Origin of the sequence: Mycobacterium sp. 1165196.3 (assembly GCF_001673415.1) — a bacterium.
Lineage (GTDB): Bacteria > Actinomycetota > Actinomycetes > Mycobacteriales > Mycobacteriaceae > Mycobacterium > Mycobacterium europaeum_A.
Genome location: NZ_LZLU01000169.1, coordinates 1 through 19,176, shown reverse-complemented (window position 1 = coordinate 19,176; position 19,176 = coordinate 1). Strand labels below are relative to the sequence as shown.

Here is a 19,176-nt window from a genome sequence, read left to right as displayed (position 1 = left end):
GAGGGGCTTGAGGTCCCCCGGCCTCCATCGCTTGTAGTGGCCCCCCCGTAAACGCTTGCCCGCCAGGGCCCGTCGCTTGACCAGTCGCCAAACCGGACGTGAAGGCCTGGGCCAATCCGGGTTGGCCGCCTTGGCCTAGACCGACCGGAGACACTGGCATTCCACCGCCGTGTACGCCAGGTATCCCTGGCGATATAGTTCCGCCGCCACCGGGCATGGTCAGGTTCGTGGGCAGGTTGCCTGCGCCGCCACCGCCGGGTACTTGCCCACCTGGCACGTTTGCGTTTCCAAACCCTACCCCGGGGCTGCTGGGCGACGCCGGTCCGCCATGAACATTTCCAGCTCCCCAACCGGACGGACCGGCTCCCGGTCCGCCACCTGACGGAGGCTCACCATTAGCACCACCGCCACCGGATGCCGGCCCACCGTGGATACCGCCACCTCCAAATCCGCCCGACGTGGGACCCGACGTTTCCAGGTCTTCCTTGCTGATTGGATTTGGCGGCTTGGGCTCACCAACGTCGAACCCATTTGTCTGTGCCCAACTCCGTGCGTTACCACCAATCCCCTCAGCATCGAGGATCTTTTGCGTGGCCGCCATCATCTTGTCGAGGGCATCCCTGCTGACGTTTGCGGCGTCGGCGTTGCAGCGTGCTTGGACAGCTTGTACTTCCGCTAACTTTTCCGGAGGTGGCTTCTTTGATGCGAGGATGTCATTGATCTCTTTATTGCCTGTGTTCGCTATCTCCGACAAGCGACTTCGTAGATAGTCGATCGCGTCAGCACCGGAATTAAACGCCGAGGCTTTTGTCTGGTATTTTTCGGCGAGATCCAGATGAAGCTTTTCCCCTTGCTGGAACCTGGTTATAAGGTCGTCCGCTGTATGGCCCTTATTATTCGCAGCAAAGGCTGTCCACTGAGTGCGCAAGTTCTGTGCAAATAACTGCTGCTCCGCGCACTCTTGGTTCCAGTGTTGCGCGCCGGCCCGTAGGCCCGTTGACGGCGCTGGCCACCACGGCCCGATCAGTGCGGCGGTCCAGGTGCCAGGGGGAAGGTCAACCGCCACCGCATACCTTTTTCATTGCAGCATTCTTGGCGTTCACGTCGGCGACCGCCTCTTGAAATTCGGACTCGGTAGCTACCCCATCGCTGCTTTTCGCCGTGTCTGTCAGGTATGCCGTAGCTAGGGCCTTAGCCGCACTACGATGCTGCTCGTCCAACGCTGGGTCATTAGAGACGTTGACAAGCAGTAAGGCGGAATTCGTAAGCGCAATCCGCGCGAACGATTTATCGCTGCCATTTGTATCGACTTGCACAGCTCGGGCTGCCAACTTGTAGGTGTCGCAAAGCCGCTGTTGCGCAGCGGCGGTCTCCGCCGGCATATGGGTGTGGGCCGCAGTTGTGGTCGCTGACGAATGCGAAGCACTCGGCCGCATCAGTGCCACGACTAACGCAGCAACAGCCACTGCGGCGGTCGCAATTAGCGCGATCGCCAGCCATGGTCGTGGACGCGACGCTGGCTGTGGGAAAAGCGGTGGCGGCCAACTTCCCGAGGATGGTTGGGCAGCCAACCCCTCACGATGGCCCGAAAGCGGGTCTCCCACCATCTGTCCTCCCTGCGGTCCGCAGCTGTGGGTAGTACTCCGAATGGCTGTGCCCTAACCCTTCAATAGTGGGGCAGCCGAGGGGATAGCAGCAATTCACTGTGCTGCGTTGCGCCGTCGTGTCGCCCTAATCCTCCGGTCCCGCGGTCGATGTACCCGCCACCTCACGCTGACTCATTCCGTCCATCACTGCTCTCGTGGGGGTCTGCTTCACCTTTTCATCGGCCGCCTATTGAGCGAACGCGCCCGCTGGAAGCCTCTGCAGCTCCGCTGGCTGAGTCATTGCCATGCTTGTGTTCCTCAACGGTGGCGAGCTAGCTGCCGCATGTATTTCTGAACGGGGCATCTCTCGCCATGACGTCATCGAGGGTTGCCCGATACTCAGAATCGCTGGCAATACCGCTGAGCGCGTTGGAGGTGCGGTACGCCGCTGTTAGTGCACGCACGGCACCGCCGATTTTTGCATCAATAGCCGGATCCCGAACGTCGTCCAGCACGCCTGTCGCATTAGTAGAGTGCGACACGGGCAAGCGCCTTGTCGGCCCAGTTAGTGTCAGTCGTAACGGATCGCGCTGCAGCTTGTACGTATCGCGAGTGGTCGCTGTGCAGCCGACGTCTGGGCAGCACAGCAGCTCGGCGGAGTTGCTTGTCAAAGTTGGCTTCGTAGCTCCCGGCCGAGTCAGCGCCACATCAATGCAGCGATCGCCACTACCGTGGCCGCGGCGCCCAACACCACCGCAGGCCACGCACGCTAGCGCAGGTGTGGCTGGAAAAGCTTAGGCGCCGACTGCGTTGCGCCGGGCGGGCCATGCGCTCGCTCTATTTCCAGGAGCTCGACGTAAACTCAAGTGCCACAATAATTCTCCTTGTAGTTTATGCAGCACTGCTCACGAAAAGCTTTAGGTATATCCGTAGGTCATCCGCTTTAACTACAAGAAATCGAGTAACGGCCTCGCGGTCGATCTGTGGAGGCAGCTAACTGCCGCATATCTTTTTCATCGCGGCATCCTTTGTATTAACTTCATCGGACACCGTGTGCCAAGCAGGGTCGTCGCGCGTCTGAACGAGGCTGGCGGTTGCCTGAGCGTTGCTGTACGCCGCAGCTAGGGCGAGTGCAGCAGACCGATCGCCGGCCGGGAGCGCTGGCGCACCGTTTACTGCCTGCTCGAGCATCACTGCCGCGTTCACAGTAGCGATACCGGCAAATGCAGGGTTGTCGCCATTCGTGTCAATTTGAACAGCATGTGCTGCCAGCTTGTACGTGTCACAAAGCTGTTTATGTGCAGCTGCAGTTTGGTCCGCGGTAAACGAGGGTGTCGTCGACGTGGTCGAGGAGACCGCTGATTGATCGCTCGCGGGGCGGGTCAACGCGACCACCAAAGCAGCGACGCCAAGCAACACGCCAAGCGCGGCCAATGCGATCAACGGCCACGTCCGTGGACGCGGTGGTGGCTGCATGGGAAATGCTGGCGCCCATTGCGCTGGGCCTGGCGGCGGGCCGGTGGTCGGCCCTTCCCCCGGAGCCGGAGGCAAATCCCCCACCATGCGTCCTCCTTTAGTCCAAGCGCATCCAAGACCTATTTTCGGGAACTTCGCTTCAATAGTTGACCAGCTAACGGAGCAGCGAGCAATCACCACGGCCGTGGACGGGAAGTCACCCGAGACCGCATACCGTTTTCATAGCGGCGTCTTTGGCATTGACATCATCTACTTCCGCATGAAAGGCGGGGTCGTCCCGCTGCGACCAACTCCCCATCGCCGTGGCTTTGGTGTACGCAGCCGCTAACGCGAGGGCAGCGGTGCGGTCGCTAGACGGGATCGCAGGTGCCGCGTTTACTGCCTGTTCCAGCGTTACTGCCGCATTTACGCTGGCCACGCCCGCAAGAGCGGGGTTATCGCCGTTGGTATCGATCTGCACAGCACGCGCAGCCAGCTTGTATGCGTCACACAACTTCTGGTGCGCCGCAGACACTTCGGCGGCGCTATAGGAAGGGGCGGCCGACGAAGATGTTGCGCTCGAAGTCGATGACCGCGACGTTGCCGCAACCAACGCAACAACGGCCACGACCGTCGAAACCGAAGCCAGAACCATCGCACCGATCGCGATCGCCGGCCACATGCGTGAGCGTGGCGCCTGTGGCGCGGAGTAACCCGGTGCCCACTGCCCTACCGGCGGACCAGCATGCGGCGCTACACCCGGATGTGAGGGCGGATCCTCCGTCACGCCCGTTGCTCAGACGTTTTGTGTTGAGGGGCCAGCGCTCGGGCGGAGAGCCTTCATGTCGGCGGCGTTGGCCTTGTCCATGTTGGTGAACCCGTTGGCCGCGTGGTGCGCCTTGGTGCCGACCCCCGTGAGCGTCTGACTGTGACCCTGCAGGGTTTTCACGTGCTGGCCGTGTGCGGCCGAGACTGCACTGTGAAACGCGTCGGCCGCGGCGAAGTCACCGAACATTCCCGCTTCGACGGTTCCGCCCGCCAGTTGATCCGCGCCGTCTTGAGCGTGTCCGCCGGCGCGGTGCGACTGATTGCCTCCCGAGTGCAAAAGATCCGTATCGACGAACATCGGCACTCCCTCCGGGTCATAACACCTGTGAGCAGGCTAAATGCCGATTCCCAAGTGGTCAATTCACCGCCTCCGACACCGCGACCGCTAGAACGCGTGACCGTTGGTGACCGAGCGCGCCGGCCGATCCCATTCCGGGTCGACGGTGAACGGCAGCTGCATGCCGATATGCGGTAACGACACCGTGCCCAACGGCGTGTGCACCTGGAGAGGAACGGCTATCCGCGCCGAGGCCCGCTCGGACGCGAGCATGCCTTCCCCGGCCAAACCATCGCCGTGCCCGGTGACGATCGCGGTGATGTTATGTAGCGACTCGCTGCCCACGTCGTAGTAGTGCGAGTGGTCGGTGAACCACGGCATGACGCTGTGCGAACCCGCGACTTCGGCACAAAACCGGACCGCCCCGAAACCCGCATGCGCCGGGTCACCGCCCAGCCCGGCCAACGGTCCCACCGGGCCGCCGAGCGTCTCGTTGAGTCCGTTCGGAAGACCACTGCCCGTCTCACCGATCCAGCTGATCACGTCGGTCGACGCGGCCCCGACATACAGCCTGCCGCCGTCGAGATGAAAGTCCGCGGCGCCGTGCGCCAAGTCTGTTCCGGGGCAACCGGTTAGCACGGCGTCGTTGGCGCGCATGCCGCTGTGGGCGAAAGCGTCGGCCACGGTCGTCGAGCCGTAGGAGTGTCCGAGGACGGTGACATGCGCTGGGGTCGGCCCGTCATGCGTCGCCGCGAGACCGTTGACATCGGCGGCCAGCAACGCACCGGCTTGCCTCGCCCGCCACGGCGTGCCGACCTGTTCCAATTCGGCGGGGTCGGTGATGGCCTGTTGCCAATGCGGCTGGCCGAATTCGGGTGCGTCATAACCCATCCAGGCCAGCACCGCGGTGGATCGCTGGGGGTCGGCTCGGGCAGCCTGTTCGTAGAGATTGATGGCGTCGTCGGTGCCGTCCGACATCCACCCTCCCCGCACGCTGCTGTTGGTGCCCGGGACCACGACGGCCGTGTTGCGGGATTTGTCCGGGTTGCCGATCGCGATCGCGGCCCTGCCCTTGCCGCTGAACGCCAGCGGGTCATACGCCCACAGCATGATCGGCAGACCGCGGGGGGCGTCGGAGCTTTTGTCGCGCTCGAGGAAGTCATTGGTCTTGACCGCGTTCTGGTAGCGGGTGACGTCGGTGATGCACAGCCCGTAGTCCTCGGGTCTGGTGAACATATCGGCGTCCCGGTTGCGCAGCGCGCTGTCGCGCAACGTCTTTGGGTTCAGTCCGCTCCGGCGGGCGACGTCTTCCACCCTGCGCAGATCGTCGTCCATCGCTGCCTGGTTCACCGCATCACGCACCTCCGCCGGAATCCCGTTGAGGTTGCCCAACTCGTGCGCGCCTTGATCGACAAGTAGCTTCTTTTGATTCGCGCTCAGCGCATCCCACCACCGCTTGACGCATTCCGGACTGCTGTCCGGCGGCGGAATGGCCAGCTCGTCGACGCCCTGAATTTCCGCCGGGTCTACACCGTCTGTCCGCAAGCTCCCTAGCGCGGCCGTCAGCACCTCCGAATACCCGTCGCGAATCCGACGCAGCTGCACCACGATCGCCGCAACCTCGCTGACGGCGTCGGTGCGCAGATCGTCGGCACCACAGGTATCGCCGTCCGCCAACGCATCGCACATCTCGTCGTCGATGTCTTCGAGGTCGTATTCCAGCGCGTCCAGGTATCTCGTGCAGGCCCGCTGGGCTTCGGCCAGCGCCGCGGCGACGTTCTCCAAATTGGCGGCGATCCGCGGCAATTGCCCGGCCTGCAGGCCCAGCGACCGGGTCACCCGCTGCACCTCGGCGGCATCGTTGATCGAATGATCCGCGTTTTGGTGATCCCAGGCCGCCTCGAACCGGCACCGGGCAGCCTCGAAGGCGGCGACCGCCTCCGCCGTGCTCACTCCGGCGTCGCGAAAAGCCCGCGCCAGGTATGAAATCTGCGCGGGGCGACCGGCGTGCATGCTAGCGTTGGTCGACCATGGGTCACCGCCGGCTTGGGCGACGAGGAACGCAATGCTCAAGTGCCGCAGTAACATCGGCGTCGCTAGGTCGACACCACCCTCAGAGCGAGTTCGCGCCGTCGGCCAGACCGTCGCCGTCCGAATCGGTCAGCCGCACATTCCATTTGCCATCGCCGTCGGTGTCGACGTAACCGGTCACGCCGCTGTCGTCCGAGCGCAGCACCTGGTCGGCCAGCCCGTCACTATCGGTGTCGACGAGGCGGGCATCGGCGCGGCCCTGGCCGTCGAAATCGACCAGCGGGCCGCCGGTGTGTTCGACGCCGTCGAGGCCGAACCAGCGCAGCTGGCCCCCGCGATCCATCGCCACCGCCCACGTCCCAGAGCCGTCGTCGGTGAAGTAGGCCTCCGGGGTGCCGTCGTTGTCGAGATCCAACACCGCGTGATCGACGATGCCGTCGCCGTCGAGATCGGCGAGTGCGTCGTCGCGTAATCCGTCGTGGTCGAAATCCAGTCCGATCGATTCGAAGCGACCGTCGTGGTCCAGGTCGAGGTCGGGTTGCCCGTGCCAGAAAGCGGCGCCGTTATCGCCAGCCATGCAGTAGTCCATGGCTATTTCGACGCGTGGCTGCCGCTACTCGTTCCCCCGAGACTTCCACCACGCCAACAACTCTGCGGTCGCCTCCTCGTTGTCCAACGGTCCGCGCTCGAGTCGGAGTTCCTTCAGAAACCGCCAGGCCTCGCCGACCTGAGGACCGGCCGGGATGCCGAGCAGCTCCATGATCTGGTTGCCGTCCAAATCGGGACGCACCCGCGCCAGATCCTCCTGAGCGGCCAGCTCGGCGATCCGCGTCTCGAGCCGGTCATAGCTGGCCTGCAACCGCGCGGCCCGACGCTTGTTGCGCGTCGTGCAGTCGGCTCGCACCAATTTGTGCAACCGCGGCAGCAGCGGACCGGCATCGGTGACGTAGCGGCGCACCGCGGAATCCGTCCACTTGCCGTCGCCGTAGCCGTGGAACCGCAGATGCAGATACACCAGTTGCGAGACGTCCTCGACCATCTGCTTGGAATACTTCAACGCCCGCAACCGTTTTCGCACCATCTTGGCGCCGACGACCTCGTGATGGTGAAAGCTCACGCCGCCGTTGGGCTCGTGGCGCCGAGTGGCGGGCTTGCCGATGTCGTGCAGCAGCGCTGCCCACCGCAGCACCAGGTCCGGGCCGTCGTCTTCCAGGGCGATCGCCTGACGCAGCACCGTCAACGAGTGTTGGTAGACGTCCTTGTGTTGGTGGTGTTCGTCGATCGCCATCTGCATGCCGCCCACCTCGGGCAGCACCACCTCACCCATGCCGGTTTGCACCAGCAGGTCGACGCCGGCCGTCGGGTCCGCGCCGAGCACCAGCTTGTCCAGCTCGGCGGCCACCCGTTCGGCGCTGATCCGAGACAACTGCGGGGCCATCTGTTCGATCGCCTCGCGGACCCGCGGCGCGACGCCGAAGCCGAGCTGCGAGACGAACCGCGCCGCGCGTAGCATCCGCAACGGGTCGTCGCCGAAGGACACCTCCGGCGCGGCGGGGGTATCCAGGATCCGCGTGCGCAGCGCCGCCAAACCGCCGTACGGATCGAGGAATTCACTTGGGCCCGCAGATGTGATGCGCACCGCCATCGCATTCGCGGTGAAGTCGCGGCGCAGCAAGTCGTCCTCGATGTTTTCGCCGAATCGCACCTCTGGATGACGAGACACCTGGTCATAGCGGTCTGCGCGAAATGTGGTGATTTCGAAACGGTCATCGCGGTTGCCAACGCCAATCGTCCCGAACTCGATCCCTGTGTCCCACAAGTTATCGGCCCACCGCCGCAAGACCTGTTTCACTTGATCGGGACGGGCGTCGGTTGCGAAGTCGTAGTCGGAGAGCGACGTCAAGCGACCCAATACGGCGTCTCGCACTCCGCCGCCGACCAGATATAACTCGCGACCAGCCCCTTCAAATAGCGCGCCGAGCTCGGCCAGCATGGGCGCATGCCGGTTGAGGGCGACCGCGGCAGCGGTCAGCAGGTCGGCATCCTGGGCGGCGTCTGGCACGTTCGATCAGCCTAGTCGGGTGGTGACGAAAAGCCCGTGTGAGGAGCCTCGCACGCCATCAAAGTGAATTGACCAGGCGCTGAGTGTCAGTAGCGTTGCGTGCGGATAGAAGGGTGAACGGCGGGACGGTGCGGTGCATCTCCGATACATAAGCAAGGGCGCACTGGTCATGTTCGCGGGTGGCGACCCGTGGAAGATCAATGCCACATTGCAGAGCGGCCGGCCGGCTCAGATCTCGAACCTCGCAACAGCGTTTCACAACGCCGGGCGATCCACAGGGGAAGCGGAAGCGGCATTCCAGCAAGCGCGGAGTCGCTTCGACAAGGCTTGGACGCACGAAAATGGCGTGAATCCGATCAACGACTCGGCGGAGGTTCGACGGGCCACGACGTTACTCGGGTTGCAAGCAGCGCAGTTGCCCAAAATCGGAGCCGATCTAGAGAACGTCGCGGCCGCACTAGCCGAGGCCCAACGATTAGGAAAGGGCGAGATTTCGTCGCTCGAAGGCGCGCTCCAGGGTCTCGACAATCAAATCGGTGAGGCCGTGGAGCTGGAGAAAAACCCGCAGCTAACGGCTTCGGAGAGGCAGCTGCTGGACCACTACGTCGACGGACTCGAGAAGCATGCGATCGGCGACACCAAGGCATCGGTTAACAATTTGACGCGAATCCGTGATCAGTATTCTCGGCAGCTCCATGATTCCATGGCCAACCTGCGTAAACAGAACGGGTACGACCCGTCAATCCGAGCATTCGACGGCGAGATTCCGGAATCACCCTCGCAAGACCAACGGCGCCATAATCAGATCGAGGCGTTTAAGCAGGTCTTTGGCCGGGAACCGACCTCAGCGGCCGACTGGGAGACTGCGGCAGCTTTAGATCCGCAGACGTACGACCCAAAGTTCAACGGCGCTAAGTCTGAGGTACGGGTGGTGAAGATTCGCCCAGTACCCGGGCAGGGAGTAGTCCGCGTCTCCCAGTGGATTGAACAGCGTGACGTGACCAGCTTTCCGCCTTGGAAACGAGATCTTGGAAACAACCGCGGCCCAAATCCAAATTTCGATCCAGAAGACACCAAGGTCACTACGTACATCGACTACGAAAACGGAATCGTTATTTTGCGACAGAATCCCTCAGTTGAGGAGACATCTACCGGTGGACCGGGCCAAGTAAAGGTCGGCGTACCCAAAGGCAGCGTGACGCAACTTCCCGACGGATCGGTTCGGATCAAATACGACGCGGGCAACCCTTTCGCCCCCCAAATCACTGGTGATCCCTCCGGACCATTTGCGGGCCATACAGTAACGGTCAACGGCGACCTCGTTTTCACGCCCGGAGCAGGAGGTGTGCAAGTTAACGGAACGCGGACTGACTACCCATCCTTAGAGGCGTACCAGGACTTGCCAAACGGCGGCACCCGCACGGTATTGATTGATCCCGCCCAATCGGGCCGATCGTGGGGACCGGCTTTCAACCTACCCGGCCATCACGACGTGGGCCCCCTTGGCGGCAAGGCATTCGCTCCATTCGATACAGGTGGGTGGAACACGAAATACGATGTGCCAGCGCCGTTGCCCGCAACCGACTTCGGCTCGGTTACCGACATCCCTTCCGTCCCACCTTTGCCCACCGGCACCGCGGTCCCAGCATGACCGCGACCAACTGAAAGTAACCACGGATGCCGTCTATCCTTCGAGTTCGCGACATGGACGCAAGCGGGTGGCGCACGGCGACGTTGTCCGCGCCCTTTGTCGTGCAGATCGTCCTAGGGTTGTTACTCGCCACGATGTGGGTGCTAGGCAAGTGGCCCTTTGCGACGGCACGCGGACATACCGAACGCAGTTGGATGCTCGTCGCCGCATCTATCACGACACTGGTATCCCTTGCGGTCACAGCAGTCCTGCTGCGGTCTGCGTCGCCGCGCAATCGGGGTCTTGCGCTTAGCATCGCGGGCGCTTCCGCGGCAGTGCTGTTCGGAGCGATTGTTTACGCCTACGTGGTTCTGCGCTGAAAGGTCCTGTGATGGCCGATGAATCGCTAATTCCGGCATCGAAATCCCGCTATGGCCCGGTCACTTTCGGGGTAGCGGTACTACATCTTTTCGTCGTCGAGTTCACCACTTGGCTCTTCATGCCGTACTCGATCGTTTTTGTGCTTCCCGTCGTCCTGATCTACATGGCGATCGCTGCTCTGGTTATGCAGGCCTCTGGAACGATGGGCCAAATCGGGCGCGGAATGCTCATAGGCAGCCTGTCTGGACCACTCTCACTACTGATCTTCGGTGGGGTATGGGCGATCGCGCACGCGATAGGCCCGTTCTGACGAGACACATTCCGCCGTGAGCTCGCGCGCTCACCGCGCGGCGAGTATCTCCGGGAGAATATGCCGTGCCAGCTACTATCGCTTGGGTGTCGGACGGCGAACAAGGCAAACCACGTCGGCGCCGGGGGCGGCGCCGGGGCCGTGGTGCCGCGAATTCGTCCGAGAATCAAACCACCGGTCAAGCGACCGGCGACTCGACGGCCACCAAGTCGCGCCGCTCAAGAGCGTCTCGCCGCGGACCGGACCAGCTGCGCACCGTCCACGAAACCTCCGCCGGGGGGTTGGTCATCGACGGTCTCGACGGCCCGCGGGAATCACAGGTCGCCGCCCTGATCGGGCGCATCGACCGGCGCGGACGAATGCTTTGGTCGCTGCCCAAGGGGCACATCGAACAAGGTGAGACCGCCGAGCAGACCGCAATCAGAGAGGTCGCCGAAGAGACCGGCATCCGGGGCAGTGTGCTGGCCGCGCTGGGCCGCATCGACTACTGGTTCGTCACCGACGGCCGCCGCGTGCACAAGACCGTGCACCACTACTTAATGCGCTTCTCCGGCGGCGAGCTGTCCGACGAGGATCTCGAAGTCGCCGAGGTCGCCTGGGTGCCCATGGGTGAACTGCCGTCCCGGCTCGCCTACGCCGACGAACGCCGCCTGGCCAAGGTGGCCGACGAGCTGATCGACAAGTTGCGAAGCGACGGCCCGGCCTCGCTTCCACCGCTGCCGCCCAGCGCGCCGCGGCGCCGCCCGCAGACACATTCGCGGACCCGGCATGCGGACCACCCGGCCGCCGGCCGGAAGAACGGCCACGGACCGGGGCCGTGACCGCTCTACATCTGCGTTGGGCCGGCCTGGCGCGCGTCGCCGCCGTGCTCGCCATCGTGGCCGGACTCGCGGCGCTCACCGGCCCGGTGATGCCGCGCGCGGCGGCGGGCGAGCCCGGGGTGACGCCGTTCGTCCGCGTCCGCATCGATCAAGTCACCCCGGACGTGGTCACCACGACCAGTCCACCCGTCGTGACCGTCAGCGGCATGGTGACCAACATCGGCGACCGACCGGTCCGCGACGTCATGGTCCGGCTCGAGCACGCCGGCGCCGTCACCGCCTCCGCGGGCCTGCGCACCACCCTCGACGGCGACACCGACGGCTACCAGGCCGCCGCCGACTTCCTCACCGTGGCGCCCGAACTGCAGCGCGGGCAAGAAGTCGGCTTCACCCTGTCGGCCCCGCTGCGGGCGCTGAGCAAGCCGTCGCTGGGCGTGGAAAAGCCCGGCATCTACCCGATCCTGGTCAACGTCAACGGCACACCCGACTACGGCGCACCCGCGCGGCTGGACAACGCGCGCTTCCTGCTTCCCGTGGTCGGGGTGCCACCCGATCGCGCCGACGACATCGGCTCGGCCGTCGCGCCCGACACCTCCAAACCCGTCGCGATGACCATGCTGTGGCCGCTGGCCGACCGGCCCAGGCTGGCCCCCGGCGTGCCGGGCGGAACCATCCCGGTGCGGTTGGTCGACGACGACCTGGCCACCTCGTTGGCCAGCGGCGGCCGGCTCGACATCCTGCTGGCCTCCGCCGAAGTCGCCACCAGTCACGACGTCGACCCCGACGGCGCCGTCGGCCACGCGTTGTGCCTGGCGATCGACCCGGACCTGCTGGTCACCGTCAACGCGATGACCGCCGGCTACGTCGTATCCAACTCCCCCGACGGACCCGGTCAGCTGCCCGGCACCCCGACCCATCCCGGCGCCGGGCAGGCCACCGCGACCGAATGGCTGAACCGCCTGCGCGCGCTGGCGCACCGGACCTGCGTGGCTCCGCTCCCCTACGCGCAGGCCGATCTGGACGCCGTGCAGCGCGTCAACGATCCCGGCCTCAGCGCCATCGCCACCACGAGCGCCAACGGCATCATCGACAAAATCCTGGACGTCGCCTCCACCCGCGGCGCCACGCTGGTACCCGACGGCCCCCTGACCGACCGTGCGGTCAAGCTGCTCAGCGGCAACGACACCACCGTCGCGATCGCCGCCGCCGACCTGTCGGCCACCGAGGCACAGGACTCCGCCGCGACGGGCGTCGACACAGCGCCGCGGCGGTTGACCCCGCAGGTCGCGGTCGCGCCGTTCGACCCCGCAGTCGGCGCCGCCCTGGCCGGCGCCGGCACCTCCCCCGAGGCGCCGACATACCTGGACTCGTCACTGACCGTCCGGCTCGGCCACGATTCGGTGACCGCACGCCGCCAGGACGCCTTGGGCTCGATCTTCTGGCACGCCCTCCGGCGTGACGACCCGCGCACTCAGATCCTGGTGCCGCCGACGACGTGGAACCTGCAGGCCGACGACGCCCAGGTCATCTTGACCGCCCTGACCACCACCATCCGGTCCGGCCTGGCGGTGCCGCGCCCGCTGCCGGCGGTGATCGCCGAGGCGAACCAGGCGGCCCAGTCGCGCGACCAATCCACGCAACAGGCCGGCACCGACAACTCTCCCCGCGGCCAGTTCGGAGACGACGTCACCGCCGGCATCGCCAGCCAGGTCGGTCGGTTGTGGGGACTGACGTCTTCGCTGATGACCGACGACCGCACCGGGCTGACCGGCGTCCAGTACACCGCGCCGCTGCGCGAGGACATGCTGCGCGCGCTGAGCCAGTCCGAACCGCCCGACACCCGAAACGGATTGGCTCAGCAACGCCTGGCGGTGGTCGGCAAGACCATCAACGACTTGTTCGGCGCGGTGACGATCGTCAACCCCGGCGGCTCCTACACCCTGGCCACCGAGCACAGCCCGCTGCCGCTGGCGCTGCACAACGGCCTGGCCGTTCCGATCCGGGTGCGGCTGCACGTCGACGCGCCGCCGGGCATGAACGTCACCGACATCGGTCAGATCGAACTGCCCCCCGGTTACCTCCCGCTGCGCATTCCCGTCGAAGTGAACTTCACCCAACGCGTCGCCGTCGACGCGACCCTGCGGACCCCGGACGGTCTGCGGCTGGGCGAGCCGGTCCGGTTGTCCGTGCATTCCAACGCCTACGGCAAGGTCCTGTTCGCCATCACGCTGTCCGCGGCGGCGGTGCTGGTTCTGCTGGCCGGCCGGCGGCTGTGGCACCGCTTCCGTGGCCAACCCGACCGCGCCGACCTGGACCGCCCCGATCCACCCGACGCCCGGCACGCCGCCGCAGGCGAGGCGCGCGACGACCCCGACCACGGGGTGGATCAGGAGCACGTCGAAGAAGAGCACCGAGTATGACCCCCGCCTACCGGCAGGCGCAGCCCCAACACCGCCTGCCCGAGCCGGCCCGGCCTTCCCGGGTGTCGGGCTCACCGCCGACCGGCCCGCTGCCGCCAGTCGCCGCCGAGATCGACCGGCGCCGGCCCGAGCTGTCGGACTCCGCGCTGGTCTCGCGGTCGTGGGCGATGGCGTTCGCCACGTTGATCAGCCGGCTCACCGGCTTCGCCCGCGTGGTGCTGCTGGCCGCGATCCTGGGTGCCGCGCTGTCCAGCGCATTCTCGGTGGCCAATCAGCTGCCCAACCTGGTGGCCGCCCTCGTGCTGGAGGCGACCTTCACCGCGATCTTCGTGCCGGTGCTGGCGCGCGCCGAACAGAGCGACCCCGACGGCGGCGCGGCCTTCGTGCGGCGCCTGGTCACGCTGACGACGGCGCTGCTGATCGTCGCCACCGCACTGTCGGTGCTGGCCGCCCCGCTGCTGGTGCGGCTGATGCTGGGCCGCGCGCCGCAGGTCAACGAACCGCTGACCATCGCGTTCGCCTACCTGCTACTGCCCCAGGTCCTCGCCTACGGCCTGACCTCCGTGTTCATGGCGATCCTGAACACCCGCAACGTGTTCGGTCCCACGGCGTGGGCACCGGTCGTCAACAACGTCGTCGCGCTGATCACCCTGGCGATCTACGTGCTGGTTCCCGGTGAACTGTCCGTCGACCCCGTCCGCATGGGCAACGCCAAGCTGCTGGTGCTCGCCGTGGGCACCACCCTGGGCGTGTTCGCCCAAACCGGGCTGCTGCTGGTGGCACTGCGCCGCCAGCGTGTCGACCTGCGCCCGCTGTGGGGAATCGACCAGCGCCTCAAGCGCTTCGGCACCATGGCCGCCGCGATGGTGCTCTACGTGCTGATCAGCCAGCTCGGCCTGGTCGTGGGCAACCAGATCGCCAGCACCGCGGCGGCGTCGGGTCCCGCGATCTACAACTACACCTGGCTGGTGCTGATGCTGCCGTTCGGCATGATCGGCGTGACGGTGCTGACCGTGGTGATGCCGCGGCTGAGCCGCAACGCCGCCGCCGACGACACCAAGGCCGTGCTCGGCGACCTGTCCCTGGCCACCCGGCTGACGCTGATCACGCTGATCCCAATCGTGGCGTTCATGACCGTCGGCGGTCCCGCAATGGGCAGCGCCCTGTTCGCCTACGGCCACTTCGGGGACGTCGACGCCGGCTACCTGGGTGCCGCGATCACCCTCTCGGCCTTCACGCTGATCCCGTACGGGCTGGTGCTACTGCAGCTGCGGGTCTTCTACGCCCGCGAACAGCCGTGGACGCCGATCGTCATCATCCTCGTCATCACGGCCGTCAAGATCCTGGGCTCGGTGCTGGCGCCGCACGTCACCCACGACCCCAAGCTGGTGGCCGGTTTTCTGGGGCTGGCCAACGGCGTCGGCTTTCTGGCCGGCGCGGTTATCGGCTACGTGCTGCTGCGCCGCGCCCTGCTACCCGCCGGGGGCCACCTGATCGGTGCCGGCGAAGTCCGCACGATCCTGGTGACGCTCACCGCGTCCATGCTGGCCGGATTGATCGCCCACGTGGTCGACCGGCTGCTCGGACTGGATCAGCTCACCGCCCACGGCGGTGCCGGTTCCCTGCTTCGCCTGTTCGTGCTGGGGCTCATCATGCTGCCGATCACCGCCGCAGTCATGCTGCGCGCGCAGGTGCCCGAGGCGCGGGCAGCGCTGGATGCCCTGCGGTACCGCATCACCGGCCGCGGACCACGCCCGCGCAATCCCAGTGCGAAGGATCGATCGTCTCACCGGCGCCCCGTCACGTACCCTGAGCAGAGGAATTCATCCCCGCCTGGGGTAAATGCGGTCCAGGAGCCGATCCGGCGCAGGCCTCCGGAGCGGGCGAACCGAGCCCGGCAAGCGAAAGGACCGGAGGTGACCGACCGCCCGATGGAAAGCGCAGCCCCCAGCGCTGGATCTGGCGCGAGTTCCGGCACGCCACGGCCGCTCGCCGACGACTTCCAGCCGGACATCCCGGCCGAGGAGCCGCCCCGGTCCGCCCCGCGCCCCGCCGAACACGCCAACGGCGATATCCGCGGCGACGCCCGACGCGCACCGACGCCGTTCGAACCGCCGCGCGAGCGTTCGGCGGACACCGCGGGAGACGACGTGCACTTGGTCCCCGGTGCCCGGATCGCCGGCGGGCGGTATCGGCTGCTGGTGTTCCACGGCGGCGCCCCGCCGCTGCAATTCTGGCAGGCGCTGGATACCGCCCTGGATCGGCAAGTGGCGCTGACGTTCGTCGACCCGGACGGCGCCCTGCCCGACGAGGTCCTCCAGGAGATCCTGTCGCGCACCCTACGGCTCAGCCGCATCGACAAACCCGGCATCGCCCGGGTTCTCGACGTGGTGCACACCGGCTCGGGCGGCCTGGTGGTCTCCGAGTGGATTCGGGGCGGTTCGCTGCAGGAGGTGGCCGACACCGCGCCCTCACCGGTGGGCGCCGTCCGGGCCATGCAGTCGCTGGCCGCCGCCGCCGACGCGGCACACCGCGCCGGTGTCGCGCTGTCGATCGACCACCCCAGCCGGGTGCGAGTCAGCATCGAAGGCGACGTCGTGCTGGCCTACCCCGCGACCATGCCCGAGGCCAACCCGCAGGACGACATCCGCGGCATCGGCGCGGCGCTCTACGCCCTGCTGGTCAATCGGTGGCCGCTGCTGGAAAGCGGGGTGCGCAGCGGACTCGCGGCGGCCGAACGCGACTCGGCCGGCAACCCCGTCGAGCCCATGTCCGTCGACCGCGACATCCCCTTCCAGATCTCCGCCGTCGCCGTCCGAGCGGTCCAAGAGGACGGCGGAATACGTAGCGCCTCAACGCTTTTGAACCTGCTCCAGCAGGCCACCGCGGTCGCCGACCGCACCGAGGTGCTCGGCCCGATCGACGATTCGCCCTCGCCGTCGGCGGCCCTGATCTCACCCGGCCAGGAGCAGGCGACCCTTGCGCGGCGGCGGCGCAACGTGCTCATCGGGGTCGGCGCCGGCCTCGCCGTCATCGTGGTGGCCCTACTGGTGCTGGCGTCGATCGTGAGCAAGATCTTCGGCAATGTCGGTGGCGGCCTCAACAAGGATGAGCTGGGCCTCAACGGCCCCTCGTCGTCGTCCGCGTCGGCATCTTCGAGTGCCCCGCCCGCCGCCGCGGGCAGCGTCGTCAAACCGACCAAAGCGACGGTCTTCTCCCCCGACGGTGACGCCGACAACGCCGGGACGGCCGGGCAGGCCATCGACGGTGATCCCTCGACGGCCTGGGCGACCGAGGTCTACACCGACGCCGTTCCGTTCCCCAGCTTCAAGCAGGGCGAAGGGCTGATCCTGCAGCTGCCCAGCCCCACCGTGGTCGGCCAGGTCACCATCGACACGCCCAGCAACGGGACCAAGGTGGAGATCCGCGCCGCGTCCTCGTCGTCGCCGTCCAGCCTCAACGACACGACCGTGTTGGCCCCGGCCTTCACGCTCAAGCCCGGCCACAACGTGATCCCGGTCCGGGCCGGCTCGCCGACATCGAATGTGCTGGTGTGGATCTCGACGCTGGGATCCACCAGCGGCAAGAGCCAGGCCGGATTTTCGGAGATAACGGTCCAGGCCGCGTCCTAATCCGCGGCGCTTGTCGGCCACTCACATCGACCCTTCCGAGTGAAGTGCCGGGCCATACGCAATTGGTTACTGTCCGGCCGTGGGCTTCGGAAGAAACGCCAAGCGTGAGCGCAGTGACGCCGAGCTGCTGGCAGCCCATGTGGCCGGCGACCGTTACGCATTCGGCGAGTTGTTCGGGCGTCATCAGCGGCACCTGCACCGGCTCGCCCGGCTGACGACTCGCACCCCGGAAGACGCGGAGGACGCGCTGCAGGACGCCATGCTCTCGGCACACCGCGGCGCCGGCGCGTTCCGGCACGACGCCGCCGTCGGCAGCTGGCTGCACCGCATCGTCGTCAACGCGTGTCTGGACCGGCTGCGCCGCACCAAAGCGCATCCGACCGTCCCGCTCGAAGACATCTATCCGGTCGCCGATCGCACGGCTCAGGTCGAGACCACGATGGCCGTGCAGCGCGCGCTGATGCGGCTTCCCGTCGAGCAACGGGCCGCGGTGGTGGCCGTCGACATGCAGGGCTATTCGGTCGCCGACACCGCCCGGCTGCTCGGCGTCGCCGAAGGCACGGTCAAGAGCCGCTGTGCGCGCGGACGGGTGCGGCTCGCCGAACTGCTGGGCTACCTCAACGCCGGCGCACACGCCCTGCCGGACACCGCCACCGGCCAGGGGCTGAACTAGCCGACCGAAGACCGCCGCAGCGGGCCACGCGTGGCCATCGGTGCGTGCATGACGGACACTGGGTCCGATGGATGTGGCGGGCGACGATGCGGCGGATCACCGCAATGCGGGATCGGACCCACCGCTGACCGTCGAACTCCTCGCCGACCTACAAGCCGGAATCCTCGACGACGCGGCCGCCGCCCGCGTCCGCCGGCAAATCCGCGCCGATCCGCGCGCCGCCGGCGTGCTGGATGCCTTGAACCAGGTCCGCCGCGACGTCGCCGCCGTCGGCGCCGACCCCGATTCGGCGCCGGACCCTCCCCCTGAGGTGGTCGGCCGGGTTTCCGCGACGCTGCGCTCGGCGGGTCCCGGGTCCGGGGAATCGGCCGCGCCCCCCGCGCACACTGCCCGCCCACGCATCCGCCCTGGCCGCACCCTCGCCGCAGCTGCCGGCCTGTGCGCGGTACTCGCCGCGATCGGCTTCGGCACCATCGCGCTCCGACACGCACCCGAACCCGCACCGGACACCCCCGGCGACATCCAGCACATCACGCTGTCGACCTCGCCGATGGAGATCCCGCTTTCGCAAAGCGACATCCTCGGCCTGCTCGACCGCAGCCCCGATTACGGCGCCCTCGGCGACCCGGCGCGGCGCGCCTCTTGCCTCACCGGCCTCGGCTATCCGGCATCCACGCAGGTCCTGGGTGCGCGACCGGTCCAGATCAACGCCCGCCCGGGCATCATTCTGGTGATCCCCGGTGACAGCCCCCACGTTCTGGCGGTGTTTGCGGTCTCCCCGAACTGCAGCGCGGCCGATACCGGGCTACTGGCCAACACCCAGGTCCCCCGGCCCTAGTGTGGTGCCATGGGTGGTGCGACACACCCGGGAACAGCCGTGCTTACGCTGGCGTTTACACAGTTCCAGAGACGATCGCTTGAAAGGTTTTCATGACCGCCGACGCTGTGCATGACGTGATCATCATTGGTTCGGGTCCTGCTGGGTATACCGCCGCGTTGTATGCGGCGCGGGCGCAGTTGGCGCCGGTGGTGTTTGAGGGGACGTCGTTTGGTGGGGCGTTGATGACGAC

General features: G+C 66.5%; 14 protein-coding genes and 1 pseudogene. 9 read left to right on the top strand and 6 right to left on the bottom strand.

From position 1 onward, the window contains the following. Nucleotides 1-1,055 precede the first annotated feature (1,055 nt). Nucleotides 1,056-1,607: a hypothetical protein gene (locus A5659_RS28595; protein WP_082976106.1), complete on the bottom strand. Its 552-nt coding sequence runs from the start codon at nt 1,605-1,607 to the stop codon at nt 1,056-1,058. Nucleotides 1,608-2,579: 972 nt separating this feature from the next. After that, nucleotides 2,580-3,029, bottom strand: a complete 450-nt coding sequence (locus A5659_RS27140; protein ID WP_231997866.1) for a hypothetical protein — start codon at nt 3,027-3,029, stop codon at nt 2,580-2,582. A 443-nt stretch (nt 3,030-3,472) separates the two neighbouring features. On the opposite strand from A5659_RS27140, the pseudogene A5659_RS29005 reads away from it, so the two are divergent. Continuing rightward, nucleotides 3,473-3,589, top strand: a pseudogene (locus A5659_RS29005) (hypothetical protein); the annotation flags it as partial. Nucleotides 3,590-3,837: 248 nt separating this feature from the next. On the opposite strand, the gene A5659_RS18175 reads toward A5659_RS29005, so the two are convergent. The 4 genes from A5659_RS18175 to A5659_RS18160 form a co-directional block, all read right to left on the bottom strand. After that, nucleotides 3,838-4,167, bottom strand: coding sequence for a DUF2563 family protein (locus tag A5659_RS18175; RefSeq protein WP_067138789.1), 330 nt, complete (start codon nt 4,165-4,167; stop codon nt 3,838-3,840). 87 nt (nt 4,168-4,254) lie between these two features. After that, entirely contained in the window at nt 4,255-6,234 is a 1,980-nt protein-coding gene (locus A5659_RS18170) for an alpha/beta hydrolase (protein WP_067183138.1), read from the bottom strand. A 25-nt stretch (nt 6,235-6,259) separates the two neighbouring features. Next, nucleotides 6,260-6,766 (bottom strand): pullulanase, encoded by a 507-nt coding sequence (locus A5659_RS18165; protein ID WP_067183135.1) that lies wholly within the window; start codon nt 6,764-6,766, stop codon nt 6,260-6,262. Nucleotides 6,767-6,790: 24 nt separating this feature from the next. Continuing rightward, nucleotides 6,791-8,239, bottom strand: coding sequence for a CCA tRNA nucleotidyltransferase (locus tag A5659_RS18160; protein WP_067183131.1), 1,449 nt, complete (start codon nt 8,237-8,239; stop codon nt 6,791-6,793). 169 nt (nt 8,240-8,408) lie between these two features. On the opposite strand from A5659_RS18160, the gene A5659_RS27825 reads away from it, so the two are divergent. From A5659_RS27825 to A5659_RS27820, 8 genes are all read left to right on the top strand, one after another. After that, on the top strand, nt 8,409-9,890 hold the full coding sequence (locus A5659_RS27825; protein WP_197498068.1) for a hypothetical protein: 1,482 nt from the start codon (nt 8,409-8,411) through the stop codon (nt 9,888-9,890). 370 nt (nt 9,891-10,260) lie between these two features. Beyond that, complete coding sequence (locus tag A5659_RS18150; protein ID WP_066861895.1) at nt 10,261-10,560, top strand: hypothetical protein; 300 nt, start codon at nt 10,261-10,263, stop codon at nt 10,558-10,560. Nucleotides 10,561-10,646: 86 nt separating this feature from the next. Beyond that, on the top strand, nt 10,647-11,381 hold the full coding sequence (locus A5659_RS18145; protein WP_066861891.1) for an NUDIX hydrolase: 735 nt from the start codon (nt 10,647-10,649) through the stop codon (nt 11,379-11,381). Further along, nucleotides 11,378-13,801 (top strand): hypothetical protein, encoded by a 2,424-nt coding sequence (locus A5659_RS18140; RefSeq protein WP_067183126.1) that lies wholly within the window; start codon nt 11,378-11,380, stop codon nt 13,799-13,801. The genes A5659_RS18145 and A5659_RS18140 overlap by 4 nt, the downstream gene beginning before the upstream one ends. Then, a complete protein-coding gene (locus A5659_RS18135; RefSeq protein WP_082976103.1) occupies nt 13,798-17,433 on the top strand; it encodes a murein biosynthesis integral membrane protein MurJ in 3,636 nt (1,211 codons plus the stop codon). The genes A5659_RS18140 and A5659_RS18135 overlap by 4 nt, the downstream gene beginning before the upstream one ends. A gap of 79 nt (nt 17,434-17,512) precedes the next feature. Continuing rightward, on the top strand, nt 17,513-18,106 hold the full coding sequence (gene sigM, locus A5659_RS18130) for an RNA polymerase sigma factor SigM (RefSeq protein WP_066877777.1): 594 nt from the start codon (nt 17,513-17,515) through the stop codon (nt 18,104-18,106). 67 nt (nt 18,107-18,173) lie between these two features. Further along, a complete protein-coding gene (locus A5659_RS18125; RefSeq protein ID WP_067183123.1) occupies nt 18,174-18,944 on the top strand; it encodes a hypothetical protein in 771 nt (256 codons plus the stop codon). Between the two features lie 92 nt (nt 18,945-19,036). After that, nucleotides 19,037-19,176 (top strand): FAD-dependent oxidoreductase (locus A5659_RS27820; protein ID WP_156749262.1); only part of this gene is annotated, 140 nt, incomplete at its 3' end.